Source organism: Agarivorans sp. D1326 (assembly GCF_056958115.1).
Genome location: NZ_JBTWEN010000002.1, coordinates 352076 through 372300, shown reverse-complemented (window position 1 = coordinate 372300; position 20225 = coordinate 352076). Strand labels below are relative to the sequence as shown.

Sequence of the window (20225 nt, the reverse complement as noted above, 5' to 3'; positions counted from 1 at the left end):
CTTGCTTGGTGTCAAATGCGTATATTCGTTGCCTTAAAAGCATGGCTTGGCGATAATGCTGGCACTGCAATTAGTAAAGCACTTGTGCTGGTTTCTGGTTTAACTTACGGATATTGAATGAAATTTCTCCACACTTCTGATTGGCACCTTGGGCGCCAGTTACACAATCAGTCTTTATTAGAAGATCAAGAGTATGTGTTAGAGCAAATTATTCAAATTGCCCAACAGCAACAAGTGGATGCGTTGATCGTAGCCGGTGATGTATTTGATCGCTCTGTGCCACCCAGTAATGCTGTTAAGCTGCTTGATGACACCCTAGATAAACTCGTTAATCAGCTAAACATCCCTGTGATACTGATTGCTGGAAATCACGACGGCGCGCAGCGCCTAGCTTTTGCATCGAGACAAATGCGTGAAAGTGGCCTTTATATTAGTGGTACTTTAGGTCAACAAATTCCTGCCATTAAGCTTGCCGCCAAAGATGGTGAATCAGTGGTGTTTTATCCGCTCCCTTATGCTGAACCAGCGACCGTGCGCGAAGTATTTGAGTGCCAAGCAACTAGCCATCAAGAAGCAATGCAAGTGCTGGTTGAACAAGTTAAACAACATGATAGTGAAGGCTTAAAAAAGGTGGTGATTGCTCACTGCTTTTTAGATGGCGGTGATGAGTCAGAATCAGAGCGGCCACTTAGCATTGGCGGGGCCGACAAGATTTCTCCAAAGCTATTTAGCGACTTTGATTATGTTGCCCTAGGCCATTTACATGGGCCCCAATATAAGGGCTCGCAGCAGATACGTTATTCCGGTTCTCCATTAAAGTATTCCTTTAGCGAGCAGCATCAGGCTAAGTCTGTGACTTTGGTTGAGCTCATTGAAGACGACAGCAAAATAGAGCTGATTGCTCTAAACGCTAAGCGAGACGTACGCATTATAGAAGGTCATCTCGACGAATTATTAGCTAGCGGAAGCGCCGATAGTCAACAAGATGATTATCTAATGGTGCGTTTGTTAGATAAGTCGGCCATTTTAGATGCCATGGGAAAGCTACGCGAAGTATACCCAAATGTTCTGCACCTTGAACGAACCGGCTTGATGGCGAATACAGATAAGCTTGAGCTTAATCGAGAGCACATAAAAAAAGGTGAATACGACATGTTCACCGACTTTTTTGCCCAAGTATCTGGCGATGAGCTAAGCGCTGAGCAGCAAGCCTTGTTAAAGCAAACTATCGACCAACTGCACCGCGGAGACCAATAATGCGCCCAATTACTTTACGCATGAGCGCCTTTGGCCCCTTTGCTGGAACAGAGTTGATAGATTTTCGCCAACTCGGTCAAAACCCACTATTTTTGCTCAATGGCCCTACTGGCGCAGGTAAAACCACCATTTTAGATGCCATGTGTTTCGCTTTGTATGGAAAGAGCACTGGTGACGAGCGCGAAGCTTCACAAATGCGTTGTGATTTGGCCGATGAAGCCCTACTAACTGAAGTGATTTTTGAGTTTGAACTAGGGGCGAAGAGCTATAAAATTCGTCGCGTGCCCGAACAAGCACGCCTTAAGAAGTCAGGTGATGGTTATACCCAGCAAAAGCCCGAAGCACAGTTAAGTTTAGTTAATGATGATGGCAGTGAAGAGCTGTTGGTGCCCGCCAAAGTGTCTGAAGCCAATAGTCAGATAGAAGCGCTTACCGGTTTAGATGCCGACCAGTTTCGCCAAGTGATGGTCTTGCCGCAGGGCAAGTTTCGTCAGCTGTTAATGGCTGACTCGAAAGAGCGGGAAAAAATATTTTCTCAATTGTTTCAAACGCATATATACAGAAAAATTGAAGATAGCCTTAAAAACCAAGCGGCTAGCATTCGCACAAAAGCCTTAGAGCAAAAAAATATTCGCGAAGGTATTTTACAAAGTGCAGATCTAAATGAGCAAAGTGATTTAAGCGAAGAGTTAGCCCAGTTAAGCTCGCAACTTGAGCAAGCCTTAGAACTAAAACAGCAAACTGAGGCTCAGTATTCAGCAGCAAATAAAGACTATGAAGCGGCCAAACTACTCGACGAAGACTTTAATTTACTGGCTAGTCTCAAAACATCTTTAAGTGCTTTAAACAAACAAAAAGCCAATATTAGCGAAAAGCAAACTCGCTTAGAACAAGCCAAAGCCGCACAGGCTATTGAGGCCTTTGATACGGCAAAAGTGCAGCGTTTTAACGAGGCTAAGCAAGCCAGTTTGGCACAAAGCCAGGGTGAATCGGCATTAAGTTTGGCTCAACAAAACTTGCAGCAAGCTCTGCAGCAAGTGGAGCAAATGCCAGAGAAAGAAGCGCAATTTGTGCAAGCTCAAGAAGGCTTACTTTCGCTACAAAACTTTAAGCCACTGATTCAAGAGCTAGAAAAGCTTAAGCAGCAGCAAACTGCTGCTCAAGCAAAACTAGATAGCCAAGCAGAACAAGGCAAGGGGTTAAAGCAGCAGCTGGTAGATTTAGTTAGCAGTAAAGCCGCTTTGAGCGAGCAACTTACCAGCAGTCGCCAGTTGGCGGAAACCCAAGCGGAAAAACAGCGGCTTTTAGGTTTAGCTCAACAGTATGTTGAGCAGGCTGATTCTTTAGCTAAACTCAATCAACAGCTACGTGAGAATAAACGGGAAGTTGAACAATCTGCTGAGCAAGGTAAGCAGCTTAAAGCTCATTACGAGCAAGCTCAGCAGCAGGCGAATCAGGTTCAACTAACTTGGCACCAAGGCCAAGCAGCTATCATGGCGCAACGACTTAAGGCTGGTGATGCTTGCCCTGTATGTGGCAGTACTGCGCATCCTCAACTTGCGGCGAGCCAGCAAGCATTGCCCAGCGAAAATGATGTAGAGCAGGCACGTAACAATGAGCAAATCGCGCGCGATAAACTAGAAGAAGCGCGTCAGCACTACAAAACCTTAAAAACCAAGCAGAGCGAATGGCTAAATCAACAACAGAACCTTAGCCAGCAACTGGGAGATAAAGCGGCAACCTCCTTGCAACAGTTTCGCGCAGAACTGGATGCTGCACAGCAAGCTTTGGCCGCCACTCAACAGGCTCAGTTACATGCTAAACAACAGCAACAACAACTTGAGCAAACAGAGCAAACAGAGAAGCAGCTGCAAGCTCAGGTAGAGCAAGCGCGAGACTTATATCAGCAAACCAAAAGCCAGTTAGATGTGTTGCAGGGGCAGCGTGAAAGTGCTGAGCAAAATCTACCCGAGAAGTTTCAGCAGCCGTCAATTCTTGATGAAGCAATAAACTTACAACACCAGAAAATTGAGCAACTTAAGACATCTATTGCAGCGATAAACGAGCAACACAATGTCGCTCGTGAAGACTTAAGTGCTAAGCAATCGGCAGCTACAGCAGCAAAACAGGCGCTGCAGCTCGCTCAGCAAGCTTTAAGTGAAGCGCAAGCTACGTTTTCTGAACAATTAGCAAAGTCTAGTTTTGCCAATGAAAGCGCCTTTAACATGGCCTTGATTAGTGATGATGAAATGGCAGCACTTGCAAAGGAGCTAGAAGATTATCATAGCGACTTAACAACAGTGTCTGCGCAATTAGAGCAATTGAAGGTCAAACTAAAGGGTAAAAAGCAGCAAAATCTCGAAGAGTTAGCGCAAGCGCTTAACAAGCTGCTAGAACAAAAAGATTTAGCAGATGCTGAGTGGAACAAGCTCAATAATCGTCAGTTAAGTTTGTTAGAGATTCAAAACAAGCTAAATCAAGCCGATAAGAATGCCCAATCTCTGGCTGACCAATACCAAGTAGTAGGCACTTTAGCCGATGTGGCTAACGGTCAAACCGGTAACAAAGTGAGTTTGCAGCGCTTTGTATTGAGTGTTTTGCTGGATGACGTATTGCTGCAGGCCAGCCAGCGGCTAAGCGTTATGAGTAAAGGGCGTTACCAGCTTATTCGCAAAGAGCAACGGGCGAAAGGCAACAAAGCCTCTGGCTTAGAGCTAGAAGTGGAAGATAGCTACACTTCTAAAGTACGCTCCGTCGCAACCCTAAGCGGTGGCGAGAGCTTTATGGCGGCGCTAGCCATGGCGTTAGGGCTGTCTGATGTGGTACAAGCCTATGCGGGTGGCATAAAGCTAGATACTCTGTTTATTGATGAAGGTTTCGGTAGCTTGGATCAAGAGTCATTAGATTTGGCGATTCGAACTTTGGTGGATTTGCAAAGTGCAGGCCGGATGGTGGGGGTGATTTCCCATGTGTCTGAAATGAAGGAACAAATTACCAGCCGTATAGATGTGCTTAAGCATTCATCTGGTAGCACTACTCAGTTACACCTCCCTTAAACAAAAAAGCCAGGCAATGCCTGGCTTTTCGCTCAACTACATACAAACTTAGAAGTTGTAACGTAGTGAGTAGATGAAGGCGTTTTGGTTGCCTACAGTACCAAGCTTATTGTAAGCGTAACGGTATTGGATACCGGTAGTTACGTGCTCGGTGGCATCCCACCAAAATGCTAATGCACCATTCATTGATACATCATCAGTTTCGCCAGAAACGTCGGTGTAATCTGACTTACGTGCAAATTCAGATTCGTGCCAGTTAGAGATCCAGAATTTTTGGTCCCAAGCGGTAAAGTTGTAAACCGCGGTCCAACCGAACATACCACCGTTAAAACCAGTGAAACCGTCGTTCCAAGAAGGGTTTGTGATAGTCATGTGAGCACCAACCCAAGGAGTAACAAACCAACCGTCACCTTGGAAGCGGTATTGACCACCTAGTACAGTGTTGTTTGCAGCAAAACCTTTTGAGTCAGTTGCGTAGTGTTGGCCGTATAAACGGAAATCAGTATCAGCGATTTTGTAAGCAATAGTCCCTTTATACGCTGTACGTAGTTCATCGCTTCCATCTTGAACGTTTTCTAGATCGAAGAAGCCGTATACTTCACCCCAATCAAAACCTGCGCCACCTTCTAATTCAAGGTAAGCAAAATCTTCTTGGAAACCAGTACGGTCTTGAGTGTTTTTAGACCAATCTAAGTAGTTTACGCTGATGTTACCAAAACCGTAAAGATACTCGGCGCTGGCAGGCGCGCTGGCTAAAAGAGCGGCAGCTGAAAGTAGTGCAATTTTTTTCATAGGGTAGTTCCTTGTTCACGTTTAAGTGAATTACCGTGTGTGTTTTGTTTTGAGTTCGGCAGAAAGTTTATAGTGGAAGGGAACTAAAGTTCTGATTTGGATCACAAAAAACCGCTCACTTATTGGTCAATTAAATCTTATTAACCAAATATGTTTATGGTATTTGGTATTTCACAAAAAAATAATAAAAATATATAAGTGACAAATATCTAAAATTCAGGCTCTTAGGCTAATTGTTGAGCACTAAGTTAAATTTGTGAGGATATTTTGAGTTTAATCTTCTGGTTTTGCTTGTTCTGCAAGTTTTTTTTGGCAGTCTTGGCTCACTATTTCTAGTGCTTTAAGCGCGAGCTCTGGCTCAATGTGGTTTTCTTCAAGTAATTGAATTAAATCTACAGCCAACTGAATGTGTTTTGGAGCGGAGTTAAGAGACATAGAGATCCGGGAGAGTTAAAGCTATAGGAAAATGGCCTGAGTTGACACAACTCAGGCCAGTATTAGTTAGGTTTTTATTGCTGTTGGATTACCCAAATTTGAAACTGCTTACGAGTAGCTGCATCGGCACGCTGATACCAAAATTGCAGCATTTGTAATTCGGTATTGTCACCTGCAGGAACTGCTACATCGTTACTCGCTGCAGCTGGACTATCGTTAGAGGCTGCTACTGCTGTAGCTGCAACTGCGGTTGTTGCTACTGCGGTTGTTGCTACTGCGGCAGTGGTATTGCTGTTGCTATTTGTAGAGCTTGCCGCTGGAGTGTCGTTTTTAGCTACCACGGCAGTGGTTGTGGCGGCAGCTGCTGCTGGAGCCGCTGTACCTTGTTTAGCTTCAATGGCTGCAATCTCTTCTAAATAATCACGAGAAAACTGCATACCTGGTTTTAAAGGCAGAAGATAATAACTTGAGTCTACAGAACCACCGTTTTCATCTTTTAAACTAAAACTTGGCTTATCAGCAAATTTTTTGGCTTTGCTAATACTGCGGGGTTGTTGAGCTTTTAAAACGATGTCTTGGCCATCTTTAACGTTTAAGTTGATAACGATGGGCGTTGACTTAATAATTTCTGAATTGCTGTTAGAGCCTACGTTGTCTGCGTAGCGAACCACAACTTGATGAGGACCAGCATTTAAGTCGGCGCTAGTTTTGCTAAGGCTAAGTACACCAGTAGACTGTTTATCTACATACATAATCTCAAAGTGACTAGGTGTAGAAAAGCTCGCGGCAAAGGCGTTGAAGCTTGCAATACAAGCAAATGTTAAGCTTACAGTCTTCCCAAAGAATCGCATGAATTACTCCTTAAAGCGTGATTCTAACTGATTTATTTTCTGTTCCAGTTTCCAAGTGGTTTTTTGACACTCACCTAAACGACTTTTTAAGCTGAGGATCTCCGCGCTTAGTCTAGCAGTATCTGTCTTGATATTACTACGATTAAGTACTTGGTTTTTTTCTGCAATTTTTTGTTCTAATTGCGCTTCAAATTGCTTTTGTTGATTGAGCTTTTCGCGCAGTTGATTTTGATCGCCAGAGTTCATTACTTTATTTAAGCGATTTTGCCAACTCTGGATCCGCTGCTGCTGGGGAATGGAGCGTTGTTTTTGTTTGCGAGTTATCTGGTTAATTTTACCTTGCAGCATGGCAAATTTACCTACAAATCGGTCGCAGTATAGTTTGAGCAATTCTATGTCTTTGGTTTTTTTACCTAAGCGACTTATTTGAAGGAGGTCTTGTTCAAGCTCGCTAACATAGTCACTAAACAGATCACTACGACAGCTAAATCGCTCATCAAGAACTGCGGTTTTTGCGTATGCGCTGCGTTCACCTTGCAAATCTCGGTGTTCGGCTTGCTCCTTTAGTTGTCGAAGCTTTTGCGCCAACTTTTCAAGTTCTAACTCAACCATGCTTGCCAAGCCAGTTTACCAGCAATAACCATTACCACAGTAATAAACACCGGACGAATAAATTTAGCACCAAAGTGAATGGCAGAATGCGCGCCAACAACTGCACCAAGCATAATACTTACGCCCATGGTTAAACCAATTGCCCAATTTACATGGCCTAAGTATACAAAGGTAATAAAGGAAACAAAGTTACTGGTGAAGTTCATTGCTTTTGCTAGGCCAGAGGACAATAAAATGTTCATCTTATATAAGGCCATGGACGATACCGTCCAGAAAGCTCCGGTACCTGGACCGGCAACACCATCGTAAAAGCCTAAGCTTAAACCTTGCCCAAGCATTTGTTTAGTTAGTTTTTTGTCTGCTTTGGGAAGCACTGCTTGGCCGTCGGCTTGTTTACGATTTAGGATGGTATAAACCGCGGTTGCCATAATTACTAGAGGTAATAGCTTTTCTAACCACTCGGTACTAATAAAATCTACGATAAAGGTGCCGGCAAAAGCGCCAATTGCGGTAGCAACAAAGCTCCAAAGCCAAAACACCGGGTTAAACAGTTGCTTGCGATAAAATGTCCATGCAGCGGTGCTTGAGCCAAAACTCGCAGCAAGCTTGTTGGTACCTAAGGCAATGTGAGGAGGTAAGCCAATGCTTAGTAAGGCGGGAATGGTTAATAGGCCCCCGCCTCCTGCAATAGCATCAATAAAACCGGCTGTTAGGCCTATGCCTACGATAAGGATTAAAACAGAAGGGTCGAGTCCCAGTTCTAACATCAATGGTCACTTCTTTTATAAGGTGGTAATGCAGCTAATAGTTGCTTGCCGTATCGACGAGTAGTGAGTCGACTATCGAGCAGCACGATTCTACCTGAATCACTTTCTTTTCTCATTAGTCTTCCGCAGCTCTGTACTAGTTTTCTGCTGGCGCTAGGTAAAGTTAGCAACATGAACGGATTTTGGTTGCGACTTTCAAGCAGCTCGGCATGGCTAGCCATTACTGGTTCTGTAGGAACTGCAAAGGGGAGGCGAGCAATGATAAGGTCGGTTAATAGATCACCGGGTAAGTCGATGCCTTCGCTAAAGCCGATAGTTGCTAGAATAGTGCTGGTTTGATTTTGTTGGCGGCTTTGTCGGTGTTTTGCCAGTATTTGCTGATTGGTTAATTGACCTTGAATCCAAAGGTTATCTAGCTTCTGCTTTTCTAATTGCTCTGCGACTTTATCCACTAAACGATAAGAGTTACAAAGTACCAATATGCCGCCTTGATTGTGCTGAGCTTCGATGATCTTTTCAGCAACATTATTGGCAAATTCTGGATGATCTGGCTCGGCGATATTATTCGGAACCTCTAAAATAACCTGTTGGTAGTTAAAAGGAGAAGGCAGCTTTATGAGCTGTTCACTGGCTAACTTAGGTAAGCCAATTTGGTTTACATAATAGGAGAAGTTACCTAGAGCACTAAGTGTTGCTGATACGGCTATGACCGAAAAAGCATCTTGCCACAGCAGCTGTTGCAGTAAACCACCAATTTCTATTGGTGAACTACAAAGCTGTATTTCTTTATCTTTACGAGTAAACCAAAAGGCATAGTTTTTTTGGTTGTTTTCGTTCGCATAACTAAACAACACCTCCAACCAAGACTCAGCTAAACTTTGCATGATGCTTAATCTACTCAGTAAGGCTTCAGCCTGGGCAGACTTCATTTGATTGTTGGCAACGTTCTCTTGGATAACCCCAGCGTAATGCTGCAAACTATTGCTGAGCTTATTGGCTTCTTTATGGTAGTTACTGGCTAGGTTAATAATTGCCGAGGGTGTTTTTCCTAGTGCGAAGCGCCAATGCTGACTGTTATCAAAAGATTCTTTATTCGCATTGGCAACATCTTTAAGTTTGTTAAAGCAGCGGTTTAGTTCTGCGCAAGCTTCCTTTAGCTTTAGGCTGCTTCCTGCAATGGCATTTGGGTTTAGTATGTTCGCTAATTCTTTGTCGAACAGCTTTAGGTTCTCTAGCTCCTTCAATGCGTGATTTAGCATTAGTTGCTTAGCGCTAGCTTCTCTTGCTATCTCTGGAAACTGATGAGCTTCATCTAATATATAGATGCAATCCTCAGCTGCCGGCAGAATATGACCACTGCCAGCATGAAGATCGGCAAGCAACAAACTGTGGTTTACCACAATAACGTCAGCTTTTTTTAAACCTTTGCGCGCTTTATGAAACGGACAACTTCTATGCCTAGCCGATTGAACCGAGCAACTTAGCGTATCAACCACAACATGTTGCCAAATCTGCCAAGGTACTTGCCCTGGCCAGCTATCTCTGTCGCCATCCCATTTACCTTGCTGTAAAGCAATCGCCATTCTTTTGGTGAGATCTAATTGTTTTGGGGTGAGGCTTAAATCGGTGCTTGTAGCTGCTACAAGTTTATGGGCGCAACAATAACGCTGCCTTCCTTTTGCTAAGGCAAACTCAAACTCGCCATTTGCTGCTCTATGCACAGTGGGTAAATCGCTTTCTATGAGCTGTTGCTGTAGGGCAACGGTTGCAGTGGAAACGACAACTTTTTTATTAAGGGCTTTGGCTAATGGAATAGAGGCCAGTAAATAAGCTAGCGATTTACCTGTTCCCGTGCCAGCTTCTGCTAAAAGTACCCGTTGTTTACGATTAATGTCCCCAGCAATTGTTTTGGCTATTTGCGCAATAAGAGAACTTTGTGCAGCCCTCTTAATAAATGTTGGGTTTTGCTCCTGAAGAGTATTATACCAATGGCGAATTCGTTTCTTATTTTTTTCTGTTAACATGAATTCCTCAATGTTGTTAACAACTTAGTAAAGACTGATTGTTCTCAGCTTGTGTATTATAGATGAGTGTTGCGATATAAAGTACTGCAAAAAAATCAAATTCTTGGCTTAAATACTGTTAGATGTAGATCACGTTTTTATCTCTGATACATTCTTTTATTGTGCCTGATTATAGTTTGACCACTCTAAAAGCACGTAGATACAGGGTTTTACGTGATTTTATAAAAGTTCAATTTTTTATTGCAAAAATTTTTCAGCTTGATAATGTATTGACCAGACAGTGAGAAATCACTGTCGCACAGGGAATTTAAGGAACAAGTGTTTAATTGCTAAGAAGGCACAGGAAAAATGAAAAAGACAATTCTAGCGGTAGCAATACCAGCTCTATTCGCAGCATCTGCACAAGCTGCAACAGTATATGACGCTGACGGCGTAACAGCTGAACTTTACGGTCGTATGCAATTTGATATCAGTGATGCTGGTGGCGATGATTCAGACCTTGATGGTGTTGGTTCTGCTCGCATGGGCTTTAAAGCAAAATCTGAAATTGCATCAGGCGTTTACGGTTTAGCTCGTGGTGAATGGCAAATTCGTGCTGAAAACAGCGGCGAATCAGCTAAACAGCTTTCAGCTCGTCACATCTACGCTGGTTTCGAATTCGATGATGCTGGTTCAGTAGTATTTGGTCAAACTGATACTGCTTTCTACCAAGCTGTAGCAGCAACAGATATCTTCAATACCTACGGTTACGAAGCTTTCACAGCAATCGAAGATGGTCGCCAAGAAGGTCAAATCGTATACTCTGGTGAGTTTGGTGGTTTTTACGTTGGTGCTTCTTACCAGTTCCGTGATGAAAACTTCAAACTAGGTTTTGGCAACCCTGACTCAGGCATCCCTGCTGAACCTACTCAAGCTTCTTTAGATCAAGGTTACGCTGCTACTTTAGGTTACAACTTTGACTTCGGTTTAGGTCTATACGGTGGTTACCACGTAGAAAAATTTGATTCTTTCGAAAACGGTACAGTAAATGGTGCTGATAAGAAGAACATGGCACTTTCTGCTACTTACTCATGGGAAGACCTGTACTTAGGCGCTGTATACGCTACTACTGATTTAGATGGTGCAGAACTTGAAGGCTATGACTTAGTTGCTTCATACGATATTAACGCTGTATCTCTATATACTGGTTACGCTGCGCAAGAAGGTAAAGGTGACGCTAGTGGTTTAGGCGATACTGCTAAAGCATTCAAATTGGGTGCAGCTTACAAGTTCAACAGCAACATGAAAGCATGGGCTGAGTACTTGAACAATGGCCTAGAAGGCGCAGACAACGAGTGGACTATCGCAGTACAATACAACTTCTAAGTTTATTGTTGCGATGAACGCTAGTTAAGCGTTCTATAGCCATTAAAAAGCTCACTTCGGTGGGCTTTTTCGTTTTACCTGATTCCAAATTTTCCTTGTCTAGCTTGTAAACTCTCTTCCTTTACTTTCCCTAAAAAGCTTTTTAAATCTTAAGTTTGCCTAAATATTTGCTATTAAATAGACATTGTTTAGATTTTTATTTTGTTGATATGCCTATTGCACTTTCAATTAACCATAAAAGTTCATAAAAACTTCAAAAAAATGTTGATTTCACTCTCATTATCAGCAAATATGTCGGCCGTGAGAGGGAATTCACTGCTCAAGGAAACCATTCCAAGGACGAATGAATGGGTCAAGGAAGAGATAAATTATTAATCTCAAAATAGGCAGTGGAACTTTGAAAAAGACTATTCTAGCAATCGCAATCCCAGCATTATTTGCAACTGGTGCAACTAACGCTCAAGAAATTTACAACGACGGCGAAAACGCATTTTCTATCGGTGGTCGTCTTAACCTTATGGTTGAGTCTGCTAACAACGAAGGCGAGCGCGATCTTCGTTCAGAAAACAACTCTTCACGTATTAACCTAAACTTCTCTCGCAAAATGAGCGAAAATGTTACTGCTCGCGCTACTATGGAGTACGGTTTAGACAACCCAAATGGTAACAGTGACTCTCCTTTCTTCAACCGTTTAGGTTTCATCGCAGTTGACCACGCAGACTATGGTTCTGTTTCTTACGGTAAGCAATGGTCTACTTACTACACTATCACTGGCGTAACCGATGTATTTTGGGTATACGGCGGTACCGCAATGGGTATTTACGACAACGGTGACAAAGTAGGTACTGCACGTGCTAACGACGCACTGCAATACAACGGTAGCTTTGGCGGCGTTAACTTAAGCGGTCAGTACCAATTCGCTGACGAAGATGAAGGTCGTAAAGATAGCTACTCTGGTGCTGTTTCTTATGACTTCGATTTCGGTCTAAATGTTGGTGCAACTTACCACCAAATGAACCGTACTGATGCTGAAAAATCAGACGTATTCAACGATGGCGATGCTAAGCTAACTGCGTTAGCGGCTAGCTACAACCAAGGCCCTATCTACGCTGCGGTATCTTACGGTGAGTTCAAAAACCACGTACAGTTTGAAGGCGCTAATGGCGTATCTGACAAAGCTATCGGCCACGAAGGTGTATTCGCTTACACGCTAGACATGGGTCTACAGCTTTACACTGGTTGGAACGTTCAAGAAGACAAAAACTCTTCTGCTGACCTAAAAACTGCTTTAGTTGGTGCAATGTACGATTGGAACAACGTTCTTTTGTACACCGAGTACCAAGACGAGACTACTAAGTCTGTATCTGGTGCTAAAGAAGACGACAACCGCTTAGCTGTGGGTGTACGTTACAACTTCTAATTCTTCTAAGAAGATGGAAGTAAAAAGGCCACCTAAGGGTGGCCTTTTTGTATTTACTGGTTTCAGTATTATTTAAAGTGCGAAACTTTCGCGCCGCTTAAACATACGGTGTTTGTCACTACAGCGTTGACAGCGTTGAGTGCTTGGGTCGTTCTCTAAACGGCTAATTTCAATCTCTTCTTCACAGTCGCTACACAAACCATATAAACCTAAGTCTATTTGGCAAAGTGCTGCGTCAACCCTTTGTAATTGTTTTAACTGAGTCGTTAGCTCTGAGAGCTGCAATTTCAGGGCCTGGTCAATAAGTTCTTCGTTAGTTAAAGACTGCAATTTGTCAGCTGTTAGCTTCAAGCTGGTTTTTTCTGAGGCAGTTAAAATTGAGATTATTTCAGACTTTAACTGCTCTAATTGTTGCGTGAGTCGCAACTGATAATCTCTAAATTCCACGTTTAAGCCCAATTATTAAATGAGCTAGCAGTATAAACACCGGGTCTAACCCCGAGATATGATGTGAATCAAAACGAAACACTAAAAAGCTATATAACTACTTTTATTAGGGTTTTGTTGATCTAATACAGAATATGAGCAAATAGTGCGAAGAAACGTAAAGCCAAGCTTAACGAAAGGTCAATCTTTGCATTGCTGTAAGCGGATTTGCTTAACAATAGAATTGGTATCTTTTAATACTCTGATGTTGCGAAATAGATCGTCGGCTTCGGTGTAGTAGCCAGAAAGATATCTTAACCACTGTTTCACCCGGCTTTGGTAGTACTTGGCTTTTTCACTGGTGATTTCGTGCTGAGAGTAGCGGATTAGTAGCTCAATCACTGCTGACCAAGGCAATGGTTCTTCGTCACCTCGTACTACTTTAGCAAGGTTCGGAATAGTAAGTGCGCCGCGGCCAATCATTACATCTTCACAATCGCTGGCTTCTTTGCACTGTAAGTAGTTTTCTCGGTTCCAAACTTCTCCATTAGCAATAATAGGAATAGAGAACTGCTGTTTAACTTGCTTTATATAGTGCCAATGCGCTGGCGCTTTGTAACCGTCGAGCTTGGTCCTAGCATGAATGGTTAGCTCATTGGCGCCTGCTTCTTGCACAGCTTGTACAATATCAAAACAGTCATCTTTGTTTTCCCAACCTAAGCGAATTTTGGCAGATACAACATGCTGCTTGGGTACGGCTTTTCTTACTTCACTTACAACATCATAAATCGACTGAGGGGCTTTTAACATAGAGGCACCACCGCAGCTTCCAGTAACAGTATTGCTGGGGCAGCCAAAGTTTAGATCTAAACCATGAGAGCCAAGTTCGATAGCTCGTACCGCATTTTCTGCCATGGGACTAGGATGCTGGCCTAACAGCTGTACTCTAACCGGGGTGTGGCCTGCTATTAAACCTTGCTCATGTAGTTCCGGGCAGTACTTGTAAAATACTTTGTCGGGCAGGGCTACGTCAGTAACACGAATGAACTCTGTTACGCACCAGTCGTAGCCACCACAACTAGACAAAAGCTGGCGCATGGAAGCATCTGCAACGCCTTCCATTGGGGCTAAAACTACGCGCATAGTAAACCTTAGTTTGAAAAAGCGGCCATTCTAACGGTTTGCGGTTTTTGCTGCTAGCAAATTAGCTACGCAATTCATTAGCCTGAATAAGCTGAATGAACAGCTTATTTCCATGTTTTTGCTGGGTGTTTGTGAAGGTGACGCTCAAGTATAATTGATCTAGATCAATGTTGATTGAATTTAGTTTAAAGGTGAAGTTTAGATGGACCAGCAGTTTAAAGAAGATTATAACGTATTCTATTTCCTAGGTTTTGTAGTGGCGCTGCTGTTACCAACCCTACCTTTGAGCTTGTCTCTGCTAAAAATATTTGGCTAATTTTTGGCTACTATCTAGGTTAGCACTTCGTTGCTTTATCGTCATAAACTGAGATAATTAAAGATTGTAAATACGCCCATCCTGTTTGGGCGTTTTTTTTGGAAAATGGAAGCCGGTATGAGCAGCGCTAATCTTGAGTATATAAAGAACGCAATTAAAACTATCCCTAACTACCCAAAAGAGGGGATATTGTTTAGGGATGTTACCAGTTTAATTGAAGATCCAAAGGCTTTTGCCTTGGTTATTCATGAATGGCAACAGCGTTTCGAAAACCTTGGTATTACCAAGATCGTTGGTACCGAAGCAAGAGGTTTTATTTTTGGTGCGCCACTAGCGCTGGCATTAGGGGTTGGTTTTATTCCGGTTCGCAAACCTGGCAAGTTACCTCGCGAAGTTATTGGCGAAAGCTATGAGCTTGAATATGGTATGGATACTTTGGAAATACATACCGATGCTATTCAGCCTAGCGACAAAGTGTTGTTGGTTGATGATTTAATCGCAACTGGCGGTACCGCCGAGGCGTCTGTGAAGTTAATTCGCCAGTTAGGCGGTGAAATCAACTATGCGGCCTTTGTCATTAATTTGGTAGACTTACCTGGCGCACAGAAATTAACGACACTCGGAGTAGAATCAACTTATCTAGTTGAGTTCGAAGGCGAATAGGACAACAGCATTTAATGAATTATCAAGCCCTAGCGAGAAAATGGCGACCCAGAACATTCCAGCAAGTTGTTGCCCAGCAACATGTACTAGCTGGCTTGATAAACTCATTAGACCAACAGCGTTTGCATCACGCATATTTGTTTAGTGGCACCCGCGGTGTGGGTAAAACAACCATTGCGCGCTTGTTTGCTAAAAGCCTCAATTGTGAGCAAGGAGTGTCTTCTAATCCTTGTGGCAAGTGCAGTAATTGCCTAGAGGTCGACCAAGGTAACTTTGTTGACTTGTTAGAAATTGATGCTGCCTCGCGCACAAAAGTGGAAGATACTCGAGAGCTTCTAGACAACGTGCAGTATAGCCCCGCCAAAGGCCGCTATAAGGTGTACTTAATTGACGAAGTACATATGTTGTCACGCCATAGCTTTAACGCGCTACTAAAAACGTTAGAAGAGCCACCAGAGCACGTTAAATTCTTACTTGCTACCACCGATCCGCAGAAACTGCCGGTAACGGTTTTGTCACGCTGCTTACAATTTCAGTTGAAAGCGCTGAGTGAAGAACAAATTTCTCAGCAGTTAGCGCATATATTAGATGCTGAACAGCGTCAATATCAGCCTGCAGCACTTGCTGCTTTAGCCCATGCAGCCGATGGCAGTATGCGAGACGCTTTAAGCTTAACTGATCAAGCCTTAGCCTTGTCTAATCAAGAGCTAGCTTACCAGCAAGTACTTAACATGTTGGGCGTGTTAGATCCTCATCAGTTACGTCAGCTTCTTTGTCATGTCGTTGCCGGGCAAACAGAGTCGGTATTCAGCAAAATCTCAGAGTTAGCGAGTATGTCGCCTGATTACGAGCACTTGCATCAACAACTCGCTGAGATTATTCATAAAGTAGCGATGGCGCAGGTGCTACCAGCAAGTCAACATGATGAAACGATTCAAATGCTTGCAGAGCAAGTAGACGCGCAACTGGTGCAGTTACTTTATCAAATAGTGATTACTGGAAAGCGAGACTTTGCTTACGCTCCAAGTCCACGTAGCGGTTTCGAAATGACCGTGTTACGAATGTTGGCATTTCAGCCGGCAGAGCAGGGTGAAGTAGCAAGCCCGATTACTAAAGAAAATAGCCCGAGCAATGCAGATTTAGCGGATAAAAGCTTAGTAAAAGAGCAACAGGAAATTCTGGAACAGGCGACGCAGCAAGGTTACGAAATGCCTACCGCTCCTGCAGTTTCCCGTATTAGCGATAATGCGCCGGCTCCTGTTGATAAAGATGAGCGAGTTGTGCAGCGAGAGCAGAGCATTGCCAAGCTGAAAAATCAGTTACGAGGCGATAATTCTGAGCAACAGCAACAGCAACAGCAACAGCAAACCAAACAAGCTGCTTCTTCAGCGGATGTAGGCAACCCAGCAGAACCAGTTGCAACGGAAGCATCTACAGGGAGCACGCCACCAGTGGCAAGCCATCCGGCGCCTTCCCAAACACCACCTTCATCAACTCAAGCTGCTCCTCAGGCCAACACCAAGCAAATCGCTGTTAGTGCAGATCAAGCAACGGTTGATGATAGTTATTATGCCCAGTTTGCCGACATGAATGCTGAGGCTGAATATCAAGAGCCTAATTATGCTGTCGAATACCAAGCTCAAGACTTGCCTACTGCAATGCCCGAGGCTACTCCAGTAGATATTCCTCAAGCACCTGCTAAAGAAGAAACGGCTTCTTTGCTGCAGTTAAGAAGCCAGCTACGTGGGCGAGGAAAGTCCGGAAAAAAGTCTGAAGAGGCGGGCGCCTCTAACAATCTAAAGCCAAACTTAGCATCAGCAAATGCTTCTGAGCCATCGTCTAATAATCTTTCACAAGCGCAGCCAGAAACGGTTGAAGTAGTAGAGGAAGTAGAAACGGTAAGTTTTGTCGCCACTACAAACGACAATGATGAAGCTTGGTCCGAGATGGTGAAGTTTATGGAATTAGGGCCAATTGCTCGACAAATAGCCATTAACTCTTTGTATCAACTTTCCGAAAGCACCGTAAAGTTGCTATTAAAACCCGAGTTATCTCACTTGCCTAAACCAAGCTCGGTAGAAGAGTTAAATCAGCAATTGAGCGTGTGCTTGCAGCAGGAAATTGAATTAGAAATAACTGTCGGTGAAAACTCAAATGGCAAAACACCTTTAGAGTTGGCGCAGTTACTTCATCAAAAAAATACCAATGCAGCCATTGATAGGTTATTGGGAGATCCTAATATCCAAGTATTACAGCAACGCTTTGGTGCAGAATTAGATAACGACAGTGTGAAATACCACTGAACAACTTGATTTTCGACATTAATCTAGATGTAATGTCGCAGTTATAACTAATAGAAGAGAAGAGAATAGTTATGTTTAAAGGCGGAATGGGTAACCTAATGAAGCAAGCGCAGCAAATGCAAGATAAAATGCAGCGCGCTCAAGAAGAAATCGCCAAAATGGAAGTTACTGGTGAATCAGGCGCAGGCTTGGTGAAAGTTGTTATGCTTGGTAACCACAACGTTCGTCGTGTTGAGCTAGATGAAAGCTTAATGGACGATGACAAAGACATGATTGAAGACTTACTGGCTGCAGCGGTTAATGATGCAGTGCGTCGTGTAGAAGAAACCAGCAAAGAAAAAATGGCTGATGTAACTGGTGGAATGCAAATGCCTCCAGGTATGAAAATGCCATTCTAAGCTAGCTTAGAGCAGCAAATTGATTAGGCCGCATAGCGGCCTTTTTTGTGCAACACTTAGTTTGCATGAACGTAGATTAAAATAGGTAGCAAGATGAAAGTATGCGGTGTAGAAATAAAAAGTAATGAAGTTATTGTTAGCTTGCTAACGCTGGAAGATGGACTATTTCAAATTCCAGATTGTCGTGTGCGCCGTCTTACTTTAAGCGACATAAACAGCACTCAGCACTTACGTGATTTCCAGTTCGCTTTTGCTAAGTTGATGAGTGATTACAAGGTTGAAAAGGTGGCGATAAAGCAGCGCCCAATGAAAGGTAAATTTGCCGGTGGTGCGGTAGGCTTTAAATTAGAAGCGGCTATCGAGTTAATTAGCGAGCTAAATGTGGACTTAGTTTCAGCCACTAAATCTAAGCAAGTACTCAAAGATAACCCAATGCCGGTAGAGTTTTCTGCAACGGGCCTTAAAGCCTTTCAAGAGGCATCGTTTACCACTGCTTATGTAGCTTGTATGGCTTGATTTACGTTTAGATTTAGCCTTAGGGCTGGATTTACGCGCAATAAAAAACCGATGCTAAAGCATCGGTTTTTTGTTTAAAGCGGTAAAGTTTTTAGTAACTAGTAAGCTTCGTTGTGTACAGATAGTACTGCGCGACCAGAAGGATCGGCGTTGTTGGCAAAGCTCTCATCCCAAGCAATCGCTTCAGGGGTTGAACAAGCTACAGACTTACCGTGAGGTACACATTCTGCTGCAGAGTCTTGTGGGAAATGCTCTTCAAACATACTGCGATAGAAGTACGCTTCTTTAGTATCTGGTGTATTAATTGGGAAGCGGAAGGCCGCATTTGACAACTCTTGGTCAGATACTTCCAATTCAACCAATTCTTTTAAGCTGTCAATCCATGAGTAACCAACACCATCTGAGAATTGCTCTTTTTGACGCCAAGCCACTTCAGCAGGTAAGTAACCTTCAAAAGCTTCACGTACAATGTGCTTCTCAATTTTATCGCCGGCACACATCTTAGCTTCTGGGTTTATGCGCATTGCAACATCCATGAACTCTTTGTCTAAGAATGGTACGCGGCCCTCAATGCCCCAAGCAGCAAGAGATTTGTTAGCACGGTTACAATCGAACATGTGCAGTTTCTCAAGTTTACGTAGGGTTTCTTCGTGGAATTCTTTAGCATTTGGTGCTTTGTGGAAGTACAAGTAACCACCGAAGATTTCATCTGCACCTTCTCCAGAAAGTACCATTTTAATGCCCATCGCTTTAATCTTACGGGCCATTAGGTACATAGGAGTAGACGCACGAATGGTGGTTACGTCGTAGGTTTCAAGGTGGTAAATAACGTCTTTAATGGCGTCAATACCTTCTTGAACGGTAAAGTGAATTTCGTGGTGAACAGTACCTAAATGGTCAGCAACTTTTTGTGCAGCAATTAGGTCTGGCGAGCCTACTAGGCCAACTGCAAATGAGTGTAGTTGTGGCCACCAAGCTTCAGAGTTGTCATTATCTTCAACACGCTTGTCAGCATACATTTTAGTAATTGCAGAAATAACCGAAGAATCCAAACCACCAGATAGTAATACACCGTAAGGAACGTCACACATTAACTGGCGTTTTACCGCAGCTTCTAAAGCTACTTTTAAATCTTCTACACTAGCGTCGTTGTTTTCTACGTTTTTGTAGTCCATCCAGTCGCGCTTGTAGTATTTAACAGGTTCGCCGTTCTTGCTGTATAAGTAGTGACCAGGAGGGAATTCGCTCACTGTTTTACAAATAGGCGTCAATGCTTTCATTTCTGAGGCAACGTAGAAGTTACCGTGCTCATCGTAGCCAGTGTAAAGAGGAATAATACCAATATGGTCACGACCAATTAGGTAGGCGTCTTCTTCAGAGTCGTATAAGCAGAAACCGAAGATACCGTTTAGGTCGTCTAAGAACTCAATGCCTTTTTCTTTGTACAAGGCCAAGATGATTTCACAGTCAGACTCTGTCTGAAATTCAAAATCAACATTAAGCTGAGCTTTAAGATCTTTGTGGTTGTAGATCTCACCATTAACCGCAAGAGCGTGAGTTTTTTCGGGATTATAAAGAGGTTGTGCGCCGGTATTTACGTCTACGATAGATAAACGCTCATGCACTAAGATGGCATTTTTTGAAGTGTAAATACCTGACCAATCCGGGCCACGGTGGCGTAAACGTTTTGACATCTCAAGTGCTTGCTTACGCAATACACTGAGGTCAGATTTAATGTCTAGAACTCCAAATATGGAACACATACTCTTCCCTTAACTACTTTGTGTTTACTCTCGAACAAATGGTACTTCGCCATTTGTTCCAATATTGCCCTCAATTTGCCAAGATCAGAAATTATTGCAAGTCCTGAATGACATTTTT

Annotated in this window: 17 protein-coding genes; 8 read left to right on the top strand and 9 right to left on the bottom strand. The window is 43.2% G+C overall.

Going from position 1 to position 20225, the window contains the following annotated elements; all coding sequences use genetic code 11:
* Positions 1-117: 117 nt before the first annotated feature.
* Complete coding sequence (locus tag ACYFDN_RS05585; protein ID WP_483510259.1) at positions 118-1257, top strand: exonuclease SbcCD subunit D; 1140 nt, start codon at positions 118-120, stop codon at positions 1255-1257.
* Positions 1257-4313: an AAA family ATPase gene (locus tag ACYFDN_RS05580; RefSeq protein ID WP_483510257.1), complete on the top strand. Its 3057-nt coding sequence runs from the start codon at positions 1257-1259 to the stop codon at positions 4311-4313. Before ACYFDN_RS05585 ends, ACYFDN_RS05580 begins: the two co-directional genes overlap by 1 nt.
* Before the next feature lie 48 nt (positions 4314-4361).
* On the opposite strand, the gene ACYFDN_RS05575 is transcribed toward ACYFDN_RS05580, so the two are convergent.
* From ACYFDN_RS05575 to dinG, 6 genes are all read right to left on the bottom strand, one after another.
* Positions 4362-5105: an outer membrane protein OmpK gene (locus ACYFDN_RS05575; protein WP_016401154.1), complete on the bottom strand. Its 744-nt coding sequence runs from the start codon at positions 5103-5105 to the stop codon at positions 4362-4364.
* 273 nt (positions 5106-5378) lie between these two features.
* On the bottom strand, positions 5379-5540 hold the full coding sequence (gene rsmS, locus ACYFDN_RS05570) for a pleiotropic regulatory protein RsmS (RefSeq protein WP_016401153.1): 162 nt from the start codon (positions 5538-5540) through the stop codon (positions 5379-5381).
* A gap of 74 nt (positions 5541-5614) precedes the next feature.
* Positions 5615-6391 (bottom strand): YccT family protein, encoded by a 777-nt coding sequence (locus ACYFDN_RS05565; protein WP_483510254.1) that lies wholly within the window; start codon positions 6389-6391, stop codon positions 5615-5617.
* 3 nt (positions 6392-6394) lie between these two features.
* A complete protein-coding gene (priC, locus tag ACYFDN_RS05560; RefSeq protein WP_483510252.1) occupies positions 6395-7003 on the bottom strand; it encodes a primosomal replication protein PriC in 609 nt (202 codons plus the stop codon).
* A complete protein-coding gene (locus ACYFDN_RS05555; protein WP_016401150.1) occupies positions 6991-7770 on the bottom strand; it encodes a TSUP family transporter in 780 nt (259 codons plus the stop codon). The genes priC and ACYFDN_RS05555 overlap by 13 nt, the downstream gene beginning before the upstream one ends.
* Positions 7770-9794 (bottom strand): ATP-dependent DNA helicase DinG, encoded by a 2025-nt coding sequence (dinG, locus tag ACYFDN_RS05550; RefSeq protein WP_483510250.1) that lies wholly within the window; start codon positions 9792-9794, stop codon positions 7770-7772. Before dinG ends, ACYFDN_RS05555 begins: the two co-directional genes overlap by 1 nt.
* Before the next feature lie 348 nt (positions 9795-10142).
* On the opposite strand from dinG, the gene ACYFDN_RS05545 reads away from it, so the two are divergent.
* Both ACYFDN_RS05545 and ACYFDN_RS05540 read left to right on the top strand, forming a co-directional pair.
* Positions 10143-11159: a porin gene (locus tag ACYFDN_RS05545; RefSeq protein WP_338621498.1), complete on the top strand. Its 1017-nt coding sequence runs from the start codon at positions 10143-10145 to the stop codon at positions 11157-11159.
* A 397-nt stretch (positions 11160-11556) separates the two neighbouring features.
* Positions 11557-12579: a porin gene (locus ACYFDN_RS05540; protein ID WP_483510248.1), complete on the top strand. Its 1023-nt coding sequence runs from the start codon at positions 11557-11559 to the stop codon at positions 12577-12579.
* Between the two features lie 72 nt (positions 12580-12651).
* Here the strand turns inward: ACYFDN_RS05540 and ACYFDN_RS05535 are convergent, their stop codons facing one another.
* Together ACYFDN_RS05535 and ACYFDN_RS05530 are read right to left on the bottom strand one after the other, a co-directional pair.
* Positions 12652-13026: a TraR/DksA family transcriptional regulator gene (locus ACYFDN_RS05535; RefSeq protein ID WP_246611969.1), complete on the bottom strand. Its 375-nt coding sequence runs from the start codon at positions 13024-13026 to the stop codon at positions 12652-12654.
* Positions 13027-13206: 180 nt separating this feature from the next.
* Positions 13207-14148 carry a tRNA-dihydrouridine synthase gene (locus ACYFDN_RS05530; RefSeq protein ID WP_483510246.1) on the bottom strand — a complete coding sequence of 314 codons (942 nt, stop codon included), beginning with the start codon at positions 14146-14148 and terminating at the stop codon, positions 13207-13209.
* Positions 14149-14581: 433 nt separating this feature from the next.
* Here ACYFDN_RS05530 and apt point away from each other — a divergent pair, with 433 nt between their 5' ends.
* The 4 genes from apt (at position 14582) to ACYFDN_RS05510 (ending at position 18344) form a co-directional block, all read left to right on the top strand.
* Positions 14582-15127: an adenine phosphoribosyltransferase gene (gene apt, locus ACYFDN_RS05525; protein ID WP_483510245.1), complete on the top strand. Its 546-nt coding sequence runs from the start codon at positions 14582-14584 to the stop codon at positions 15125-15127.
* A 14-nt stretch (positions 15128-15141) separates the two neighbouring features.
* A complete protein-coding gene (gene dnaX / locus ACYFDN_RS05520) occupies positions 15142-17430 on the top strand; it encodes a DNA polymerase III subunit gamma/tau (RefSeq protein WP_483510243.1) in 2289 nt (762 codons plus the stop codon).
* A 71-nt stretch (positions 17431-17501) separates the two neighbouring features.
* The gene (locus tag ACYFDN_RS05515; RefSeq protein ID WP_016401138.1) at positions 17502-17828 is read left to right on the top strand and encodes a YbaB/EbfC family nucleoid-associated protein; all 327 of its coding nucleotides are present in this window, start codon (positions 17502-17504) and stop codon (positions 17826-17828) included.
* A gap of 93 nt (positions 17829-17921) precedes the next feature.
* Positions 17922-18344, top strand: coding sequence for a DUF3010 family protein (locus ACYFDN_RS05510; RefSeq protein ID WP_338621493.1), 423 nt, complete (start codon positions 17922-17924; stop codon positions 18342-18344).
* A 98-nt stretch (positions 18345-18442) separates the two neighbouring features.
* On the opposite strand, the gene asnB is transcribed toward ACYFDN_RS05510, so the two are convergent.
* Positions 18443-20107, bottom strand: a complete 1665-nt coding sequence (gene asnB, locus ACYFDN_RS05505; protein ID WP_016401136.1) for an asparagine synthase B — start codon at positions 20105-20107, stop codon at positions 18443-18445.
* Positions 20108-20225: the final 118 nt, after the last annotated feature.

Excerpts from the sequence above, each read along its gene's own strand:
- ACYFDN_RS05545 (WP_338621498.1), top strand. The coding sequence starts at position 10,143 with ATGAAAAAGACAATTCTAGCGGTAGCAATACCAGCTCTATTCGCAGCA.
- asnB (WP_016401136.1), bottom strand. The coding sequence starts at position 20,107 with ATGTGTTCCATATTTGGAGTTCTAGACATTAAATCTGACCTCAGTGTA.
- ACYFDN_RS05515 (WP_016401138.1), top strand. The coding sequence starts at position 17,502 with ATGTTTAAAGGCGGAATGGGTAACCTAATGAAGCAAGCGCAGCAAATG.
- priC (WP_483510252.1), bottom strand. The coding sequence starts at position 7,003 with ATGGTTGAGTTAGAACTTGAAAAGTTGGCGCAAAAGCTTCGACAACTA.
- ACYFDN_RS05510 (WP_338621493.1), top strand. The coding sequence starts at position 17,922 with ATGAAAGTATGCGGTGTAGAAATAAAAAGTAATGAAGTTATTGTTAGC.
- ACYFDN_RS05565 (WP_483510254.1), bottom strand. The coding sequence starts at position 6,391 with ATGCGATTCTTTGGGAAGACTGTAAGCTTAACATTTGCTTGTATTGCA.
- apt (WP_483510245.1), top strand. The coding sequence starts at position 14,582 with ATGAGCAGCGCTAATCTTGAGTATATAAAGAACGCAATTAAAACTATC.
- rsmS (WP_016401153.1), bottom strand. The coding sequence starts at position 5,540 with ATGTCTCTTAACTCCGCTCCAAAACACATTCAGTTGGCTGTAGATTTA.
- ACYFDN_RS05580 (WP_483510257.1), top strand. The coding sequence starts at position 1,257 with ATGCGCCCAATTACTTTACGCATGAGCGCCTTTGGCCCCTTTGCTGGA.
- ACYFDN_RS05585 (WP_483510259.1), top strand. The coding sequence starts at position 118 with ATGAAATTTCTCCACACTTCTGATTGGCACCTTGGGCGCCAGTTACAC.
- ACYFDN_RS05575 (WP_016401154.1), bottom strand. The coding sequence starts at position 5,105 with ATGAAAAAAATTGCACTACTTTCAGCTGCCGCTCTTTTAGCCAGCGCG.
- dinG (WP_483510250.1), bottom strand. The coding sequence starts at position 9,794 with ATGTTAACAGAAAAAAATAAGAAACGAATTCGCCATTGGTATAATACT.
- ACYFDN_RS05555 (WP_016401150.1), bottom strand. The coding sequence starts at position 7,770 with ATGTTAGAACTGGGACTCGACCCTTCTGTTTTAATCCTTATCGTAGGC.
- dnaX (WP_483510243.1), top strand. The coding sequence starts at position 15,142 with ATGAATTATCAAGCCCTAGCGAGAAAATGGCGACCCAGAACATTCCAG.
- ACYFDN_RS05530 (WP_483510246.1), bottom strand. The coding sequence starts at position 14,148 with ATGCGCGTAGTTTTAGCCCCAATGGAAGGCGTTGCAGATGCTTCCATG.